General features: G+C 61.1%; 13 protein-coding genes and 1 pseudogene. 3 read left to right on the forward strand and 11 right to left on the reverse strand.

What is annotated here, in order from left to right; all coding sequences use genetic code 11:
• Positions 1–86 precede the first annotated feature (86 nt).
• Genes MN188_RS08680 through MN188_RS08695 form a run of 4 tightly spaced genes read right to left on the reverse strand, consistent with a single transcriptional unit; the run spans position 87 to position 3,432 of the window.
• Positions 87–533, reverse strand: coding sequence for a YaiI/YqxD family protein (locus MN188_RS08680; protein WP_242107983.1), 447 nt, complete (start codon positions 531–533; stop codon positions 87–89).
• Complete coding sequence (fghA, locus tag MN188_RS08685) at positions 530–1,360, reverse strand: S-formylglutathione hydrolase (RefSeq protein ID WP_242107984.1); 831 nt, start codon at positions 1,358–1,360, stop codon at positions 530–532. Before fghA ends, MN188_RS08680 begins: the two co-directional genes overlap by 4 nt.
• Positions 1,361–1,396: 36 nt before the next feature.
• Positions 1,397–2,509, reverse strand: coding sequence for an NnrS family protein (locus tag MN188_RS08690; RefSeq protein ID WP_242107986.1), 1,113 nt, complete (start codon positions 2,507–2,509; stop codon positions 1,397–1,399).
• Positions 2,506–3,432, reverse strand: coding sequence for an AEC family transporter (locus MN188_RS08695; protein ID WP_242107988.1), 927 nt, complete (start codon positions 3,430–3,432; stop codon positions 2,506–2,508). The genes MN188_RS08690 and MN188_RS08695 overlap by 4 nt, the downstream gene beginning before the upstream one ends.
• A gap of 40 nt (positions 3,433–3,472) precedes the next feature.
• Between MN188_RS08695 and MN188_RS08700 the strand changes: the two genes are divergently transcribed.
• A complete protein-coding gene (locus tag MN188_RS08700; RefSeq protein WP_242107990.1) occupies positions 3,473–3,631 on the forward strand; it encodes a hypothetical protein in 159 nt (52 codons plus the stop codon).
• 170 nt (positions 3,632–3,801) lie between these two features.
• Here MN188_RS08700 and MN188_RS08705 read toward each other — a convergent pair whose 3' ends face one another.
• The 3 genes from MN188_RS08705 to MN188_RS08715 form a co-directional block, all read right to left on the reverse strand.
• The gene (locus MN188_RS08705) at positions 3,802–5,373 is read right to left on the reverse strand and encodes a sulfatase family protein (RefSeq protein ID WP_242107992.1); all 1,572 of its coding nucleotides are present in this window, start codon (positions 5,371–5,373) and stop codon (positions 3,802–3,804) included.
• Complete coding sequence (locus MN188_RS08710; protein WP_242107994.1) at positions 5,370–7,298, reverse strand: TRAP transporter permease; 1,929 nt, start codon at positions 7,296–7,298, stop codon at positions 5,370–5,372. The genes MN188_RS08705 and MN188_RS08710 overlap by 4 nt, the downstream gene beginning before the upstream one ends.
• A 72-nt stretch (positions 7,299–7,370) precedes the next feature.
• The gene (locus MN188_RS08715; RefSeq protein WP_242107996.1) at positions 7,371–8,378 is read right to left on the reverse strand and encodes a TAXI family TRAP transporter solute-binding subunit; all 1,008 of its coding nucleotides are present in this window, start codon (positions 8,376–8,378) and stop codon (positions 7,371–7,373) included.
• Between the two features lie 87 nt (positions 8,379–8,465).
• Between MN188_RS08715 and MN188_RS08720 the strand changes: the two genes are divergently transcribed.
• Positions 8,466–9,395, forward strand: a complete 930-nt coding sequence (locus MN188_RS08720) for a LysR family transcriptional regulator (RefSeq protein ID WP_242107998.1) — start codon at positions 8,466–8,468, stop codon at positions 9,393–9,395.
• Positions 9,396–9,797: 402 nt separating this feature from the next.
• Here MN188_RS08720 and MN188_RS08725 read toward each other — a convergent pair.
• Positions 9,798–9,950 (reverse strand): annotated as a pseudogene (locus MN188_RS08725) (integrase); the annotation flags it as partial.
• A 206-nt stretch (positions 9,951–10,156) separates the two neighbouring features.
• Here MN188_RS08725 and MN188_RS08730 point away from each other — a divergent pair.
• A complete protein-coding gene (locus MN188_RS08730; RefSeq protein ID WP_242108000.1) occupies positions 10,157–10,762 on the forward strand; it encodes a PIN domain-containing protein in 606 nt (201 codons plus the stop codon).
• Positions 10,763–10,986: 224 nt separating this feature from the next.
• On the opposite strand, the gene mbfA is transcribed toward MN188_RS08730, so the two are convergent.
• From mbfA to MN188_RS08745, 3 genes are all read right to left on the reverse strand, one after another.
• Positions 10,987–11,967, reverse strand: a complete 981-nt coding sequence (gene mbfA, locus MN188_RS08735) for an iron exporter MbfA (RefSeq protein WP_242108002.1) — start codon at positions 11,965–11,967, stop codon at positions 10,987–10,989.
• 67 nt (positions 11,968–12,034) lie between these two features.
• Positions 12,035–12,754, reverse strand: a complete 720-nt coding sequence (locus tag MN188_RS08740; protein ID WP_242108004.1) for an NYN domain-containing protein — start codon at positions 12,752–12,754, stop codon at positions 12,035–12,037.
• 85 nt (positions 12,755–12,839) lie between these two features.
• A complete protein-coding gene (locus tag MN188_RS08745; protein WP_242108012.1) occupies positions 12,840–13,952 on the reverse strand; it encodes an S-(hydroxymethyl)glutathione dehydrogenase/class III alcohol dehydrogenase in 1,113 nt (370 codons plus the stop codon).
• Between the last annotated feature and the right edge of the window lie 36 nt (positions 13,953–13,988).

Raw genomic sequence — 13,988 nt, forward strand, 5'->3', positions numbered from 1 at the left:
CGCCCGCGACAGGCGACAGGGTCGCAAAGCGCCTTTCCCGGGCAACGGGGCGGGTGGGTGGGCGTTGTCCGGGAAAGGCGCGAGGGTCACTCGGACGCAGCGGCCCGAACAGCGCGCTCCAGCGCGTCCAGAAACCGCGACCGGTCCGCCTTGGAAAAGGCACGCCCGCCGCCCTGGCGAAACGGGTCGGCCGCACGCAGATCCGCCATCAGGTCGCGGGTGGCCAGCTGCTGGCCAATATTGGCCGGGGTGAACGCCTCACCATTGTGGCGCAGCACCCGCGCGCCCGCTTCGACGCATTTCGCGGCCAGCGGAATGTCTCCGGTGACGACCACGTCGCCTTTGCCAGCGCGATCCGCGATCCACATATCCGCCACGTCCGGCCCATCGGCGACATAGACCATCTCGACCAACGGGTTGGGCGACGGACGCAGTCCGCCGTTCGAGACGACAAACATCTGCACCTTGTGGCGCGTCGCCACCACCTCGGCCTCGGCCTTCACCGGGCAGGCATCGGCGTCGACATAAATCACGCGTACAGCGCCTCAGCGTGGAACCCCACATGGTCCTCCATGAAGGTCGACACGAAAAAATAGCTGTGGTCATAGCCCGGCTGCATCCGGAACGTCGCCTGCTGGCGCCGCGTGGCGATGGCGCTGGCCAGAGCTTCGGGCTTCAATAGGTCAATGAACTGATCCTGCGTGCCGGTGTCGATCAGCATCGGGCCGTCAAACCCTTTCTCAGCCATCAAAAGAGACGCATCATGCGCCGCCCAGTTTGCCTCATCCGCACCCAGATAGGCGCTTAGCTGCTTGCGGCCCCAGTCCGAGGCGGTCGGGTGGGTGATTGGCGAAAAGGCCGATACCGACCGGAACCTTTCCGGCAAATTCATCGCAATGGTCAGCGCGCCGTGGCCACCCATGCTGTGGCCAGTGATGCCCTGCCGGTCCGCATCCAGCGCGAATTCCTGAAAAATCAGGCCCGGCAGGTCTTCGGTCACATAATCCCACATGCGGAAATGCGGTGCCCAGGGCGCTTGCGTGGCATTCACATAGAACCCCGCGCCTTGGCCCAGGTCATAGGCCTCGTCATCCGCCACGCCTTCGCCGCGCGGCGAGGTGTCGGGAAAGACCAGCGCGATACCCTGCTCCGCCGCCCAGGTCTGTGCGCCTGCCTTGGTCATCGCGTTTTCGTGGGTGCAGGTCAGCCCCGACAGATACCACAGCACCGGTACCGGGCCGTCCTGCGCCTCGGCAGGCAGGAACAAGCCGAAAGTCATGTCGGTGCCAGTGGCCTTGCTGGCATGGGCATACACCCCCTGCACACCGCCGAAACAGGCGTTTTCCGATACGGTTTTCATGGGGTCGCTCCTTTGGACTGCTTGCCGCGCAGCTAACTAGACACGCGGCGCCAGTGCAATCGGAATTGTGCGCACCACGAACAGCAGCATGCCCAGCGCCCACAGGCTGCCCGCCACATGCAACAGCGGCATCGGGTCCCCAACCCAGCCCGCAAAGATGCGCAATGCGGCGCCAAGATGCAGAGCCGCGAACAGGACCCAGTCCAGCCGCGTGCCTGTGATGTCACGCCCCGAATGGCCCAGAATGGCGCGCTGCATGACGATGATGGTCATCGTCCCGATCGCCCCCGCGCCCAACGCATGGCGGACCTGGCTGAGCGTGGCAAGATCGCCCAGCGACGCCAACGCCATCAAGGCCAGCGCCAAGACCAGCCAGCCATAGGCCGCGTGTTGCGCCAGCAACAGCACCTCGCCGCGCACGGCAAAGCCGCGCCAGCGCGACAGGCGCAGCGCCATCGCCGCCGCCGCCAGCGTGGCGATCAAGCCCGTGAGGGACGACACGCCCAGCGCGCTCCAACTGGCCGCCGTCACAACAGTCAGACCCATCGCCACCCGGTCCACCATGCCGAACGGCGCCGGCAGGTCGCTGTCCCCGCGCCGCTTCAGCCAATTGCGCGAAAACGCCGGGGTCACCCGCCCGCCGATCAGCGTCATCAGGATCAGCGCGGTGGCAAAGCCCAGGGTCGCGCCCAGACCGTCATCGACGACCAGGAACACCCCTTGCCCAAGCCACAGCAGGACGATCATCGCCACCACCACCAGGTTGCGCCGGTTCCCCGCCGCGATGATGTCACGCCCGACAATCACGGCCAGCGCAGGCAGAAACGCAAGCGTGATCAGCGTGGCCGCAAGCGTGTCAAACCCCGCGACCATCGCGATGCGCCCGGCCAACCACAGGCCAAACAGCCCCCCCAGCGGCCCGCCCGTCAGGGCCGGACGCCCAGTCCAGTTCGGGACCGCGGTCAGCAGGAACCCGGCCAAAGCGGCGGGCAGGTAGCCATACAGCATTTCATGCATGTGCCAGCCCAGCGGATCCACGATCAGCCCGCCCCCACCCGCGTAGAGCAGCAGCCAGACCGGCAGCGCCAGCGCGGCAAACAAGCCGGCGGCGGGAAAGAACAGGCGGTAAGCGGCGCTCAGAAGGATCACGGGGACACCCAGGCGATGACCGCGGACACGGTGAGGATAGACAGCACGGTCGATATCAAGATCGAAGCCGAGACACGATGCGGCGCAACACCATAATGCTGCGCCAGGATATAGACATTGCCCGCCACAGGAAGCGCGGCGGCAGAGATCATCACCCCAGCCGCGTAAGGCTCAACCGGGAAAACCGCAAGCGCCAGCACGGCCACCGCAGCCGGGTGCAGCACCAGTTTCGAAAAGCTCAGCCAGCCCGCGACGCTGATGCGCTCGGCAGATTTGCCCGCCAGGGACGCGCCAATGGCAAACAGCGCGCCGGGGGTGGCGGCGGCGCCCAGAATGCCCAGGAAATCGTTCATCGGATCGGGGATCGGCAGGCGGCAGGCGGACCAGGCAAAGCCCAGGACGATCGACACGATCATGGGGTTTTTCATCAACCCCCTGGCGACCGAGATCAAAACCCCGGGGCTGAGCCGCCCATCACGCCGCGCCGAGATGATGATGACGATCAGGCTGCCAAAAACGATCAGGTCCACCGCCAGAACCATCATGACGGGCCCCACCGCCGCCTCGCCCAACAGCATCGCCAGCATCGGAATACCCAGAAAGCCGACGTTGCCGATAACGCCGCATTGCGCCTCAACCGCGGCCTCCTCGACGCCGCGCTTGCGCAGAAGCGCCACGGCGGTGACCAGCAAGTAGATCGCGCTTGTGCCGATCAGATAGGCCCAGATGAACGGCCAGGACAGAACCTCGCCAATCGACAGGTTGGCGGCAAAGCGAAACAGCATCGCCGACAGGGCGAAATAGAACACGAACTTGGTCAGGTAGGCCGTCGCCTCGGGCGGAAAAAACCCGCTGCGTCCCGCGCCATAGCCCAGGCCGATCAGGGCAAAAAACGGCAGGGTCTGAAGCAACACATCAATCATGCCGTTTGCCTAGCATGAGGGAGGAAGCGTGGCGAGGGGGATGGGTATGTTGTCCCAATTGCGGGACGAAGCTGCCTTTGACCTGCTCCGTGCCAACGACCGGTCCCAGCCCAAAGCGGACATCACCATTCGGCGGGTCGGGCGGAAGCTGGCTTTCGCTGCGGATGCATCCGGAATCTACCGTCCGGACGGAAGCTGACATTCAGTTAACTGAGAATTGGAGAGCTCCTTAGCCACGCCGTAAGACAACCCTGAGCCCATTTCACCTATGCTGGGGCCACTTCACGCCAGCTGTCCTTTGCGGGCGCGAGCATTCGGTCATCCGAGATGGATGCACCGCGATGTCCGGAGTTTTCCCGGGCCCGATTTTCAGGCGCGGTAGGCGGGTAACGGCGATCGGTCCTGAAGATCGATCAATCGTTTGAGCATGACTTCGGTCAATTGCGCGCGCACATTGGCACAGGACGGATCATCAAAGAGGTTCCTGGTTTCGCAGGGGTCGTCCTGCAGGTCATAGAGTTCGCTCCAGCTTTCCCCTTCGCGCAGCGACATCCGGTAGCGGTCCGTCACCAAGGTCCGAACCCGCTGAGGCCGGTCAAAGCCGGTCATCGTGCGTTGACTGTCTTCTTCGACGACTACCGCCTCGGGGGCTGGGGAGGCGAAAAGATCACGGCCCTGCAACCCATTGAACGGCTGGATACCAGCGCGAGTCAGGATCGTGGCCGCGATGTCGATCGACGAGCCGAGCCCGGGTTCGACTTTGGCGTCCTCTGGCATTGTGGGGTCGTGCCAAATGAATGGCACCCGGATGGTGCCCTGGTAGTGCAAAAGCAGCTTCAGCATCAATCCGTGGTCGCCCATGTAATCGCCGTGGTCCGTGGTAAAAATCACCACGGTATTGTCGGCCAACCCCAGGTCGTCGAGCCGTTTCAGGACACGGCCGATGGCATCGTCGATCATGGTGATCATGCCATAGGTCAGGGCGATGATCGCGCGGGCTTCATCTTCGGTGACCGCAAATGGGTTTTGATTGTCGCGCGGGTCGGTTCCCTGCTCCAGGGCCTTGCGCATCGCCTTGATTGGAGGCAGCTCTCCCTGGCCGAACGATGCGGGCAGGTCGACATCCGACGGGTCATACATATCCCAATAACGGCCGGGCGGGGTGAAGGGGTGGTGCGGGTCCGGAAAGGACATCTGCAAAAAGAACGGGGCATCCTGTTCGGCCTGCTCGGCAAGCCAGGCTTCTGATCGGTCGGCAATCCAGGAGGTGGAGTAAAGGTCCTCGGGCACCGCGGTGCGCCAGGCTTGCGGCGCGTCGATCCGGTTGTCGGGCAAGGCGTTTTCCGGTCCAATCAGGCTGTCGAAATCGCGATGCTGCTCGCGCGCCCACAGAATGTAGTCGCCAGCCGCCTGATCAGCGTGGCCGGTGGTGACTTCAACATGGTCGAAGCCGTAGAAATCTCCATCAAGGCGTTCTGCCAGCGGGCGGTTCCATTTCGGCTCAACTTCCAGGTCGTAGTCTGTTGAGTGCCGGTTGTCCTTGTACGCATCGCGCAGGTGCGGGGACGGCGCCGACATCCCTTCGCGGGGTTCGTATTTGTTGGTCGCGGGCAACCCAGTGAAACTTTGCAGGTGCGATTTTCCGATCAATCCGGTTCGGTAACCGGCGTCGCGCAAAAGCTCGACAAAGGTCGTGTGATCCTTGGACAGTGGAATGCCGTTGTGGCGGGCCCCATGGACCGAGCACATGCGGCCGGTCATGATCGACGCGCGGTTCGGCATGCAGATCGGGTTGGCGACGTAAAACCTGTCCCAACGGGTGCCCCTGGCCGCCAACCCGTCGATATTCGGCGTTTGCACTATCGTGTTGCCATAGCAACCCAGATGATCGGCGCGGTGCTGATCGGTGATGATGAAAAGGAAATTCGGATGCTTGGTCATGTGGTGTCCCCGGAATTAGTGTTGGACGAGCGGCCAGCGCGGATGTCCCAGAAAATGAGGGCCAGTCCGACAGCTATGGCAGGCAAATGGATCGCCGGGCTGAGTGCCAGGGCAGAGAAGGCAGCGACAAAACGCACCACGATTTCGGGGGCTGACAACTTGCGCCGGTCGTATCCCGACAGGGCGGATGAGAACAGCCAGATGCAGAACCCGGTCCGGGCCACGATCCAGATGAACGGCAACAGGCTGAATTCCTCGATGATCAGGATTGTCGGGTAGAAGGCAAAGACAAACGGAATGATGAATTTTGCCATGCCCAGTCGGAAGGACATGAAGGCAGTCATCAGCGGGTTCGCTTGGGCAATTGGCGCGGCCGCATAGGCGGCGATGGCCACTGGCGGGGTCAGCGACGAGGCGACGCCATAGTAGAACACGAACATATGCGCAGTCAGCATCGACACGCCAAGCGCCTGAATGGCCGGTCCCATCACAAGAATGATGATCAGATAGGCCGGCAGCGTCGGCATCCCCATGCCAAGGACCAGAGCGCCAGCCATGGCGACCAGCAAGGCCGAGAACAGGCTCTCACCCCGGATTTCGGCGATCACGTTCGCGAGTTTGAGACCAAGGCCAGTCGAGTCGAGCGAGCCGACAAGGATGCCGATCGCGGCAATAGCAATCAGCAGCGTGGCGCCGGACTGTGCGCCCTTGAGGAACGACTGCCAGACTTTGAGCGGGTTCTTGCGGACATCGGGGTTGATGACGGACAGTGCCAACAGGGCGACAACGGCGTAGAAGCCAGCGGCCGACGTGGACAATCCGGCAAGCAATGACCCGATCACCGTCACGATTGGCCCGACAAAAAGCACCGAGTTGATCAAGTCAACGCGTGTGATCCGGTCGTCCATGGTCAGCGGCTGAACCTCGATCCCCTGTTTGCGCGCCTCGACGGTGACAGCCGAAAACAGGCTGAAATAGTAGAAAAGCGCAGGAACCAGCGCGGCGATAATGATGTTCAGATATCCCGCCCCGGTCAGGTCGGCCATCACCAGCGCGGCGGCGCCCATGATCGGCGGCATGATCTGGCCGCCGGACGAGGCTGTGGCTTCGATCCCTGCCGCGAAAGTCGGGGAAAAGCCGCGTTTCTTGATCATCGGGATGGTGAACGTTCCGGTGCCGACGATATTGGCGACCGTGGATCCCGACATGGTGCCAAACAGCGACGAGGCCAAGATCGCCGCGTGGGCCGGACCGCCGCGCGTGCGCCGGGTGGCCAAAAAGGCAAATTTCAACAGTGTGTCACCCGCCCCGGTGCCTTCCAGCAGCACACCGAAGATGATGAAGATGAAGACCGTGCTGAGCACGATATTGGTGACCGACCCGAACACGCCTTTGTTGGTGTTGTACCACAGCGCTTCTGCGACCTCTTTCAGTGAAAAGCCGGTGTGTTCCAGGATGCCGGGCAGGTTCTGCCCATACATGAGGTAAAGAACACCAAAGGCGCCGACACCGAACAGCCCCCATCCCCAGATGCGGCGACAAAGCTCCAGGAACACGACCAGCCCGGCCAGCGCGGGCCATGCATCGCGGTTGGTTACATCGTAAAGCGCGGTTTCCATTTGTGTTTGCACAAAGTGGAAGGACCAGATCGACCAGAGCCCCGCCGCGATCATCAGCACGTCGACCCCGAGCCTGACACCTGCTTTCGCCGCGCTCTGTTCCTTGGCTACCCGCATGCCGGACCGCGACACCGCCACCCCGACAATAAGCGCCAGTGCAAAACCAGCGGCACGGTGGAACTTCGGGTCGATCAGGCCAACGCCAGAACTGTAGATCGCGATTGCGCCCAGAGCGAAACAGGCAAACATCGAGACGATTTTGAAGACACGGGTCGTGCCGCTGGCAACAAGGGTCGCATCGGTCATGGCAAAGCTCTTTCAAGGCAAGGGCGACGTGCGGCTGAACCACGCGGGCGGTTCAGCCAGGAGTTTTTGGGATTATGGGCGAAGATCGTCCGGAATGGTGATGCCCGCTTCGTCGTAGTAACGCGCGGCCCCCGGATGCAAAGGCACATTGACCGAGGTAAATGCGGTTTCCGCGGTCACGTTTTTAAGGAAAAACGCGGTCGCATGCACCTCTTCCAGGTTCTCCCAGAACGCCTTGGTCGCAGCATAGACCACGTCATCGGACACGCCCGCGTGGGTGCCGACAAACTGTGTGAAGCCCAACGAGGTGATATCACCTTCGGTCAACTGACCCTGATAAAGATCGCCCGCGAATTGGATCATGCCACGACCGGGACGCCCGAACAGGGCCTTCATCTCTTCGCTGGCAAGCGCGTCTTCGGGGATCGAGAGGATGCGGAATTGGCCGGACAGACCAAACCGTTCGATATTCGCTGAGCCGATCTCGGCGGGGCGCACCATCATGTCGATCTTGCCGTCCGAAAGCGCCGTGTAGCCTTCGCCCCAGCTCAGGCGCACGGCGGTGTAGTCTTCGCCCGCGACATAGCCGGTGAGGATCTTGATCAGCGCCTCGGACGTGGCCGAGGCCGAGCCAGCGGGCGGCCCGGTGAAAACGGTTTTGCCCGCGATGTCTTCCCAGTTTTCGATGCCGGACCCGGCAAGCGTCACGGGGTGATAGGCCCCGGCTTTAAAGCCGAGAATGGCGCGCAGGTTCTTGGCCGCGTCGGGCGCATCTGCAACGTTTTCATACATGCGCGCCTGGCCCGCCATCAGGTTGACCAGCGACGGTACCGTCGAGAAGAAGGCGATCTCGCCCTTGCCACCTTTGAGCATCGACTTGGTCAAAGTCTGCCCTGCGTTCACCTGGATTTCGACACCGGCCTTGCCAGCCTGGTTCGCAAAGGCAACGAACATGGTGTGGACAGGGTCGCCGACGCCTGCGGTCTCGCCTTTGAAGATTTCGGCGGTGCCGGCGGTCGGTGCAAGCCCGACAACCAAAGCAAGCCCGGCGGACTTGACGACGTTTTTGAAGTTGAACATGGAATCCTCCCTAGAATTTGCCAGAGACTAGCAAAGATGGATCATTTCGAATAATCAAACCTTAGCGCTCATTCATAAGGAAATGGTATGAAACTTGATCCCAAACATCTGGCGCAGCTTTCCGTCATCGTCGAGGCAGGTTCGTTCCAAACGGCCGCCGACAGGCTCGGGCTGACCCAACCTGGCCTGAGCCGGAACATGCGGTCCCTGGAGCAACGGCTTGGCTCCTCATTGTTCCAACGCGACGGTCGTCGCTCTGTGCCCAATGCGCTGGGGTTGCGCCTTGCCCGCAGCGGGCTGGCCATTCGCCTTGCCGAAGAGCAGGCCGGGACCGTCGCTGGTCAGATCACCCGCGGCTCGGTCGGCGAGCTTCGGATCGGTGCCCCGCCAATTGTCGCGGGAAAGTTTCTCACAAATGCGTTGTCCAAATTCATCGCACAAAACCCTGATTGCAGCGTCGAGCTGCGCACAGGATTGGTTCACGAGTTGCGCTCCATGCTTGTGCGTGGTCAGGTTGAGGTGGTTCTTGGACCGAAAAGCCTGGCCGACTCGACCGACGCTCTTACGTTCGAGACCCTGATCGACGATCGGGTCGGTATCCTGTGCAGAGCCGGACACCCGTTGGCAAAACGCAAACGGATTTTGCCTGCGGATCTCGAAGCGCAAGTCTGGTTGGCCCATTCCAGGGGCAGCCTGCTCAGGCAGCAAACCGAAGCCGCAATGATCGCCTCAGGGGTGGTAACGGTTCAAATCGGATGCGAAACCGACTCGATCCGCTCGGTTCTGGATATCGTGGCCGAAACGGACCTCATCACGTCGATGCCCAAGGCGACGACCTCCCCATACCTTGAAGATCGGCTTCGGTTCCTGCCTTTCGACAATCCGCAATTCGAACGGCCATTGGGAATCATCCGTCGCCAGAACGCGCAAGAAAACCAGGCCGAGGATCGTTTCTTCAAGATGTTGAGAGCCACGTTGGAGGCGGTTCGAAATCCGCTACCAACCGGGGCGCGGTAGACCAACCGATTATCGGACCTGAACGTGTTTACACAAAGACCTGAACTTGACCCCGCAAGCCTACCAGACCTCAAAGAGAGGAATACTAGCGGAGCCGTTCTCCACCAACAGCCACGTCTGACCTCGGCGCCGCGATATCCAGTTTACACGTTAAAAGATGATTGCGTTGGCCGTGACGGGCTGGGAGCCGCCATCCAACCCGCGGCACGCAAAGACGTGAGCGTCCCGTATTGTGATCATTAGGACTTTCCAAGTTTTCGCAATCGCAGCGAACGTCTCCTTTGACGGGCCGCCGCGAAGCGATCCGAGCCGAGCCGGCGACGGGTGACAGGAATGGGCCGCCCCGGTAAGCGGCCTCTTTTGTTAGATTTTGAAGGCTTCTGCGATGGTCAAAGCATCTTCAAGGGCGAGATCACGATGGTTCTCAGCGAGCTCCAGCCGGACCCTGATCGCCCAGACATGCTTTGGCTTCAATGGGCGTTTCTGACCGACGATGCGGCCCTTGTTCCAAGCGGGGCGAAGCGCGCGAATGGCAGGTAAGGTTGGTTTTTCCATGACTGATCCTCCGATCCGCCATTCCCTCCCACAACGACAACCAGACGTTGATCGAGGCAACATATCACAGGATGCTGCGAAGCATCCGAGGTCTGGAAAGAGCCCATAGCAGACACAACGGCGCCAAAACATGTTAGCAGAGTCGCGGTCGCCTTGACCTAAACCAGTATTTCGTTTTGCATATGGTTTGAATTGGATCACGTCCCTTGAAAAACAACTACATCCTAGTCGACTTTGAGAATGTTCAACCCAAGAACCTTGGGCTACTTCGAGGGCATGCCTTCACGCTGATAGTATTCGTAGGGGCCAACCAAAAGAGTGTTCCTTTTGATTTCGCCAAGGAATTGCAGGATTTGGGAGAAAACGCAGGTTATCAGAAGATAACAGGGAATGGCTCGAACGCTTTGGACTTTCATATTGCGTTTTATTTAGGAGAAGTCGCAGCCAAAGACGCCAATGCGTATTTTCACGTAATTTCACGTGACAAAGGCTTCGACCCTCTGATTCAGCATTTGCGACAAAGAAAGATCAGCGCTCTTCGTCATGTTGACCTTTCAGAGATTCCATTCGTCAAAATCTCAAACGCCAGCACGCCGGACCAAAAAATAGAAGCGATCGTTGACAGCTTGAGGTCCAGAGGAACCGCGCGTCCAAGAAAGATCAAAACCCTCAAAGGAACAGTGAACGCACTTTTCATGAAGACCTTGGACCAAGAAAACTTGGAGGCGTTAGTTGAAGAGCTGAAGAAACGAGGTCACGTTACCATAAAAGAACAATCCGTCAGCTATGGCCCCGACATTGTCCGACATTGACCAGCTCTTGGGCTCTGCGTTGGCAGTTAAGAATGACCGCTTTATCCCGCAGAGTGTGTGTTCGTCTTACGAAGGGAATTGCCCATGCAGCGAACGGCAGGTTTGGGCCGTTCTTTCCGGTCTCAACGGCAGCTATCCGTGCTTTGCGTCTGTTTGTGGTTCGCGCGGCATTTGTCGGATTTGGGCTCAATGCAGACATCTGGCGCCGAGCTTTTCCACCCCGCCTATCCTCCGCCGATAATCGCACCGGCTGCAAACACCAAGGCCCCGCCCAGCACCACCTGGAACGTGGCTCGCAGAAACGGCGTCTGCATATATTTGTTCTGGATCCACACGATCGCCCAGAGCTCGACAAAGACCACGATCAACGCGATCGTGGTGGCGGTCCAGAAATCCGTGATCAGGTAGGGCAACGCGTGACCCAGCCCCCCCAGCGTGGTCATGATGCCACTGGCAAAGCCGCGTTTGACCGGGCTGCCGCGGCCTGACAATTCGCCATCATCCGACGCGGCCTCGGTGAAACCCATCGAGATGCCAGCACCGACCGAGGCGGCAAGACCGACAAGGAAGGTCGTGTGCGTGTCTTGCGTGGCAAATGCGGTCGCGAAGATCGGCGCCAGGGTGGACACCGACCCGTCCATCAGCCCCGCCAGACCGGGCTGCACCCAGGTCAGCAAAAACTGCCGCTGCGCATCGCGGTCTTCCTCGCTGCGCGCGTCACCGCTCAGGTGTTCCTCTTCCAGCTTGCCTGCAACGTCGCCGTGACCGGCCTCGGCCGCCGCCAGATCCCCCAAAAGCATTCGGGTATCTGCGTCCGAGGTCAGATCGGCGGCCTTGCGATAGAACCTCTCGGCCTGACGCTCCATCTCGCGTGCTTCGCCGCGCATTGTCTCAAGCCCCAGGTTCTCGACCAGCCAGATCGGGCGACGGGCATAGAACCCCGACACATGTTCGCGCCGGATCAACGGGATCACGTCGCCGAACCGCGCCTTGTGCGCGTCGATCAGCATGCGGCGGTGGCCGTCTTCCTCCTCGGCCATGCCGTCAAACACCTTGGCCGACGCGGGGAAATCCGTGCGCAGACGCTCGGCATACTGGCGATAGATGCGCGCGTCGTCCTCTTCGTTGGAAATGGCCAGGGCCAGGATTTCCTGTTCGGACAGGTCCGCAAAACGACGACGGGAGGTGACAACACCGGGGATCATGACGAAACCTCTTGAATTGGAATGGTTCTAATCTAACGATGCGCCGGGTCGGCGCAAGTCCCGTAGATCAGTCAACCCGTCGCAGGTGAAGCTGGTTGCCGACATGGCGCGTCTCGAACCGCTTGAGCTCTTTCACCAGATCGCTGAGCTTTCGCTTGCCATAGGTCCGGGTGTCGAAATCCGGATTGTCGGCGGTGATCGCGGTGCCGATCTGGCCAAGTTCGTACCAATCGTCGTCTTGGTTGATCTTGTCCATCGCCTTGATGATCAGCGGCACGGCCTCGACCGGGGGCCGTTTGCCCGAGGGTTCGGTCGGCTTGCCTTTCTTGCTGACCGGCGCGGGTTCATCAATCAGGTTTTCGATCAAGATGAACCGGTTGCAGACATTGCGCAGGCTTTCGGGTGCCTTGCCTTCGCCGATCCCGATCACGTCCTTGCCGCTTTCGCGGATACGGCTGGCCAGGCGGGTGAAATCGCTGTCGGAACTGACCAGGACGAACCCATCGAAGCGTCCGGTATGCAGGATGTCCATCGCGTCGATCACAAGGCCGATGTCGCTGGCATTTTTGCCCTTCGTGTTGGCAGTTTCCTGATGCGCGACCAGGCCCAGCGCGTGAACCTTGTCGGCCCAGGGTTTGAGCCGCCCGGACGACCAGTCGCCATAGACGCGGCGCAGGGCTGGTTCACCATAGGTGGTGATTTCCTTCAGGATCGCTTCGGCATGACGTGCGGGGATGTTGTCGGCGTCGATCAGGACGGCCAACAGGTTTGTGGTGCCATTCGGCATTTGGGTATCTTTCGGTTGGGGCCCGCCGACGCGGCGCGTGGCGGGCCCGGAATGCGTTCCCCCTTATGTGGGGGCGGCGTGGCGGTTAGTAAAGAACCACGCTGCGGATGCTTTCACCCGCATGCATCAGGTCAAAGCCCTTGTTGATGTCCTCCAGCGGCATCGTATGGGTGATCATCGGGTCGATCTCAATCTTGCCCTCCATGTACCAATCAACGATCTTGGGCACATCCGTCCGACCCCGTGCGCCGCCAAAGGCGGTGCCGCGCCAGACGCGACCGGTGACAAGCTGGAACGGACGGGTCGTGATCTCGGCGCCCGCTGGCGCCACGCCGATGATGATCGACTCACCCCACCCCTTGTGCGCGCTTTCCAGCGCCGCGCGCATCACCTGCACGTTGCCGGTGGCGTCAAAGGTATAATCGGCCCCGCCGCCGGTCAGCTCGACCAGATGCGCCACCAGATCGCCTTCGACCTCGGTCGGGTTCACATAATCGGTCATACCGAAATGCGTGGCCATTTCGACCTTGGCCGGGTTCAGGTCCACGCCGACGATCTGATCCGCCCCCGCCATACGCAGGCCCTGCAACACATTCAGACCAATACCACCCAGACCGAACACGATCGCGCGGCTGCCGATTTCCACCTTGGCGGTGTTGATCACCGCGCCAATGCCGGTGGTCACGCCGCAACCGATATAGCAGACCTTGTCGAACGGCGCGTCCTTGCGGATCTTGGCCAGGGCGATTTCCGGCACCACCGTGTGGTTGGCAAAGGTCGAACAGCCCATGTAGTGCAGGATCGGCGTGCCATCCAGCATCGAAAATCGCGACGTGCCATCCGGCATCAGCCCCTGCCCCTGGGTCGAGCGGATCGACTGGCACAGGTTCGTCTTCGGGTTCAGGCAGTATTCGCATTCCCGGCACTCGGGCGTGTAGAGCGGAATCACGTGATCGCCGACCTCAAGCGTGGTCACGCCCGGCCCGACCTCGACCACCACGCCCGCGCCTTCGTGGCCCAGGATGGCGGGAAACAGCCCTTCGGGGTCGGCGCCCGACAGGGTGAATTCGTCGGTGTGGCAGATGCCGGTGGCCTTGATCTCGACCAGAACCTCGCCGTGCTTCGGCCCTTCCAGGTTCACTTCCATGATTTCCAGCGGTTTGCCGGCTTCAAGGGCGACGGCGGCTCGGGTGCGCATTTCGGGATCTCCTCGTGATGTTTCCCACACGGTGCG

The organism is Aliiroseovarius subalbicans (assembly GCF_022678625.1).
In the GTDB taxonomy this organism is placed as follows: domain Bacteria; phylum Pseudomonadota; class Alphaproteobacteria; order Rhodobacterales; family Rhodobacteraceae; genus Aliiroseovarius_A; species Aliiroseovarius_A subalbicans.

What these genes read in the sequence shown, in the direction of transcription:
- fghA (WP_242107984.1), bottom strand. Translation starts at nt 1,360, where the DNA reads ATGAAAACCGTATCGGAAAACGCCTGTTTCGGCGGTGTGCAGGGGGTG.
- MN188_RS08695 (WP_242107988.1), bottom strand. Translation starts at nt 3,432, where the DNA reads ATGATTGATGTGTTGCTTCAGACCCTGCCGTTTTTTGCCCTGATCGGC.
- MN188_RS08700 (WP_242107990.1), top strand. Translation starts at nt 3,473, where the DNA reads ATGGGTATGTTGTCCCAATTGCGGGACGAAGCTGCCTTTGACCTGCTC.
- MN188_RS08705 (WP_242107992.1), bottom strand. Translation starts at nt 5,373, where the DNA reads ATGACCAAGCATCCGAATTTCCTTTTCATCATCACCGATCAGCACCGC.
- MN188_RS08710 (WP_242107994.1), bottom strand. Translation starts at nt 7,298, where the DNA reads ATGACCGATGCGACCCTTGTTGCCAGCGGCACGACCCGTGTCTTCAAA.
- MN188_RS08715 (WP_242107996.1), bottom strand. Translation starts at nt 8,378, where the DNA reads ATGTTCAACTTCAAAAACGTCGTCAAGTCCGCCGGGCTTGCTTTGGTT.
- MN188_RS08720 (WP_242107998.1), top strand. Translation starts at nt 8,466, where the DNA reads ATGAAACTTGATCCCAAACATCTGGCGCAGCTTTCCGTCATCGTCGAG.
- mbfA (WP_242108002.1), bottom strand. Translation starts at nt 11,967, where the DNA reads ATGATCCCCGGTGTTGTCACCTCCCGTCGTCGTTTTGCGGACCTGTCC.
- MN188_RS08740 (WP_242108004.1), bottom strand. Translation starts at nt 12,754, where the DNA reads ATGCCGAATGGCACCACAAACCTGTTGGCCGTCCTGATCGACGCCGAC.
- MN188_RS08745 (WP_242108012.1), bottom strand. Translation starts at nt 13,952, where the DNA reads ATGCGCACCCGAGCCGCCGTCGCCCTTGAAGCCGGCAAACCGCTGGAA.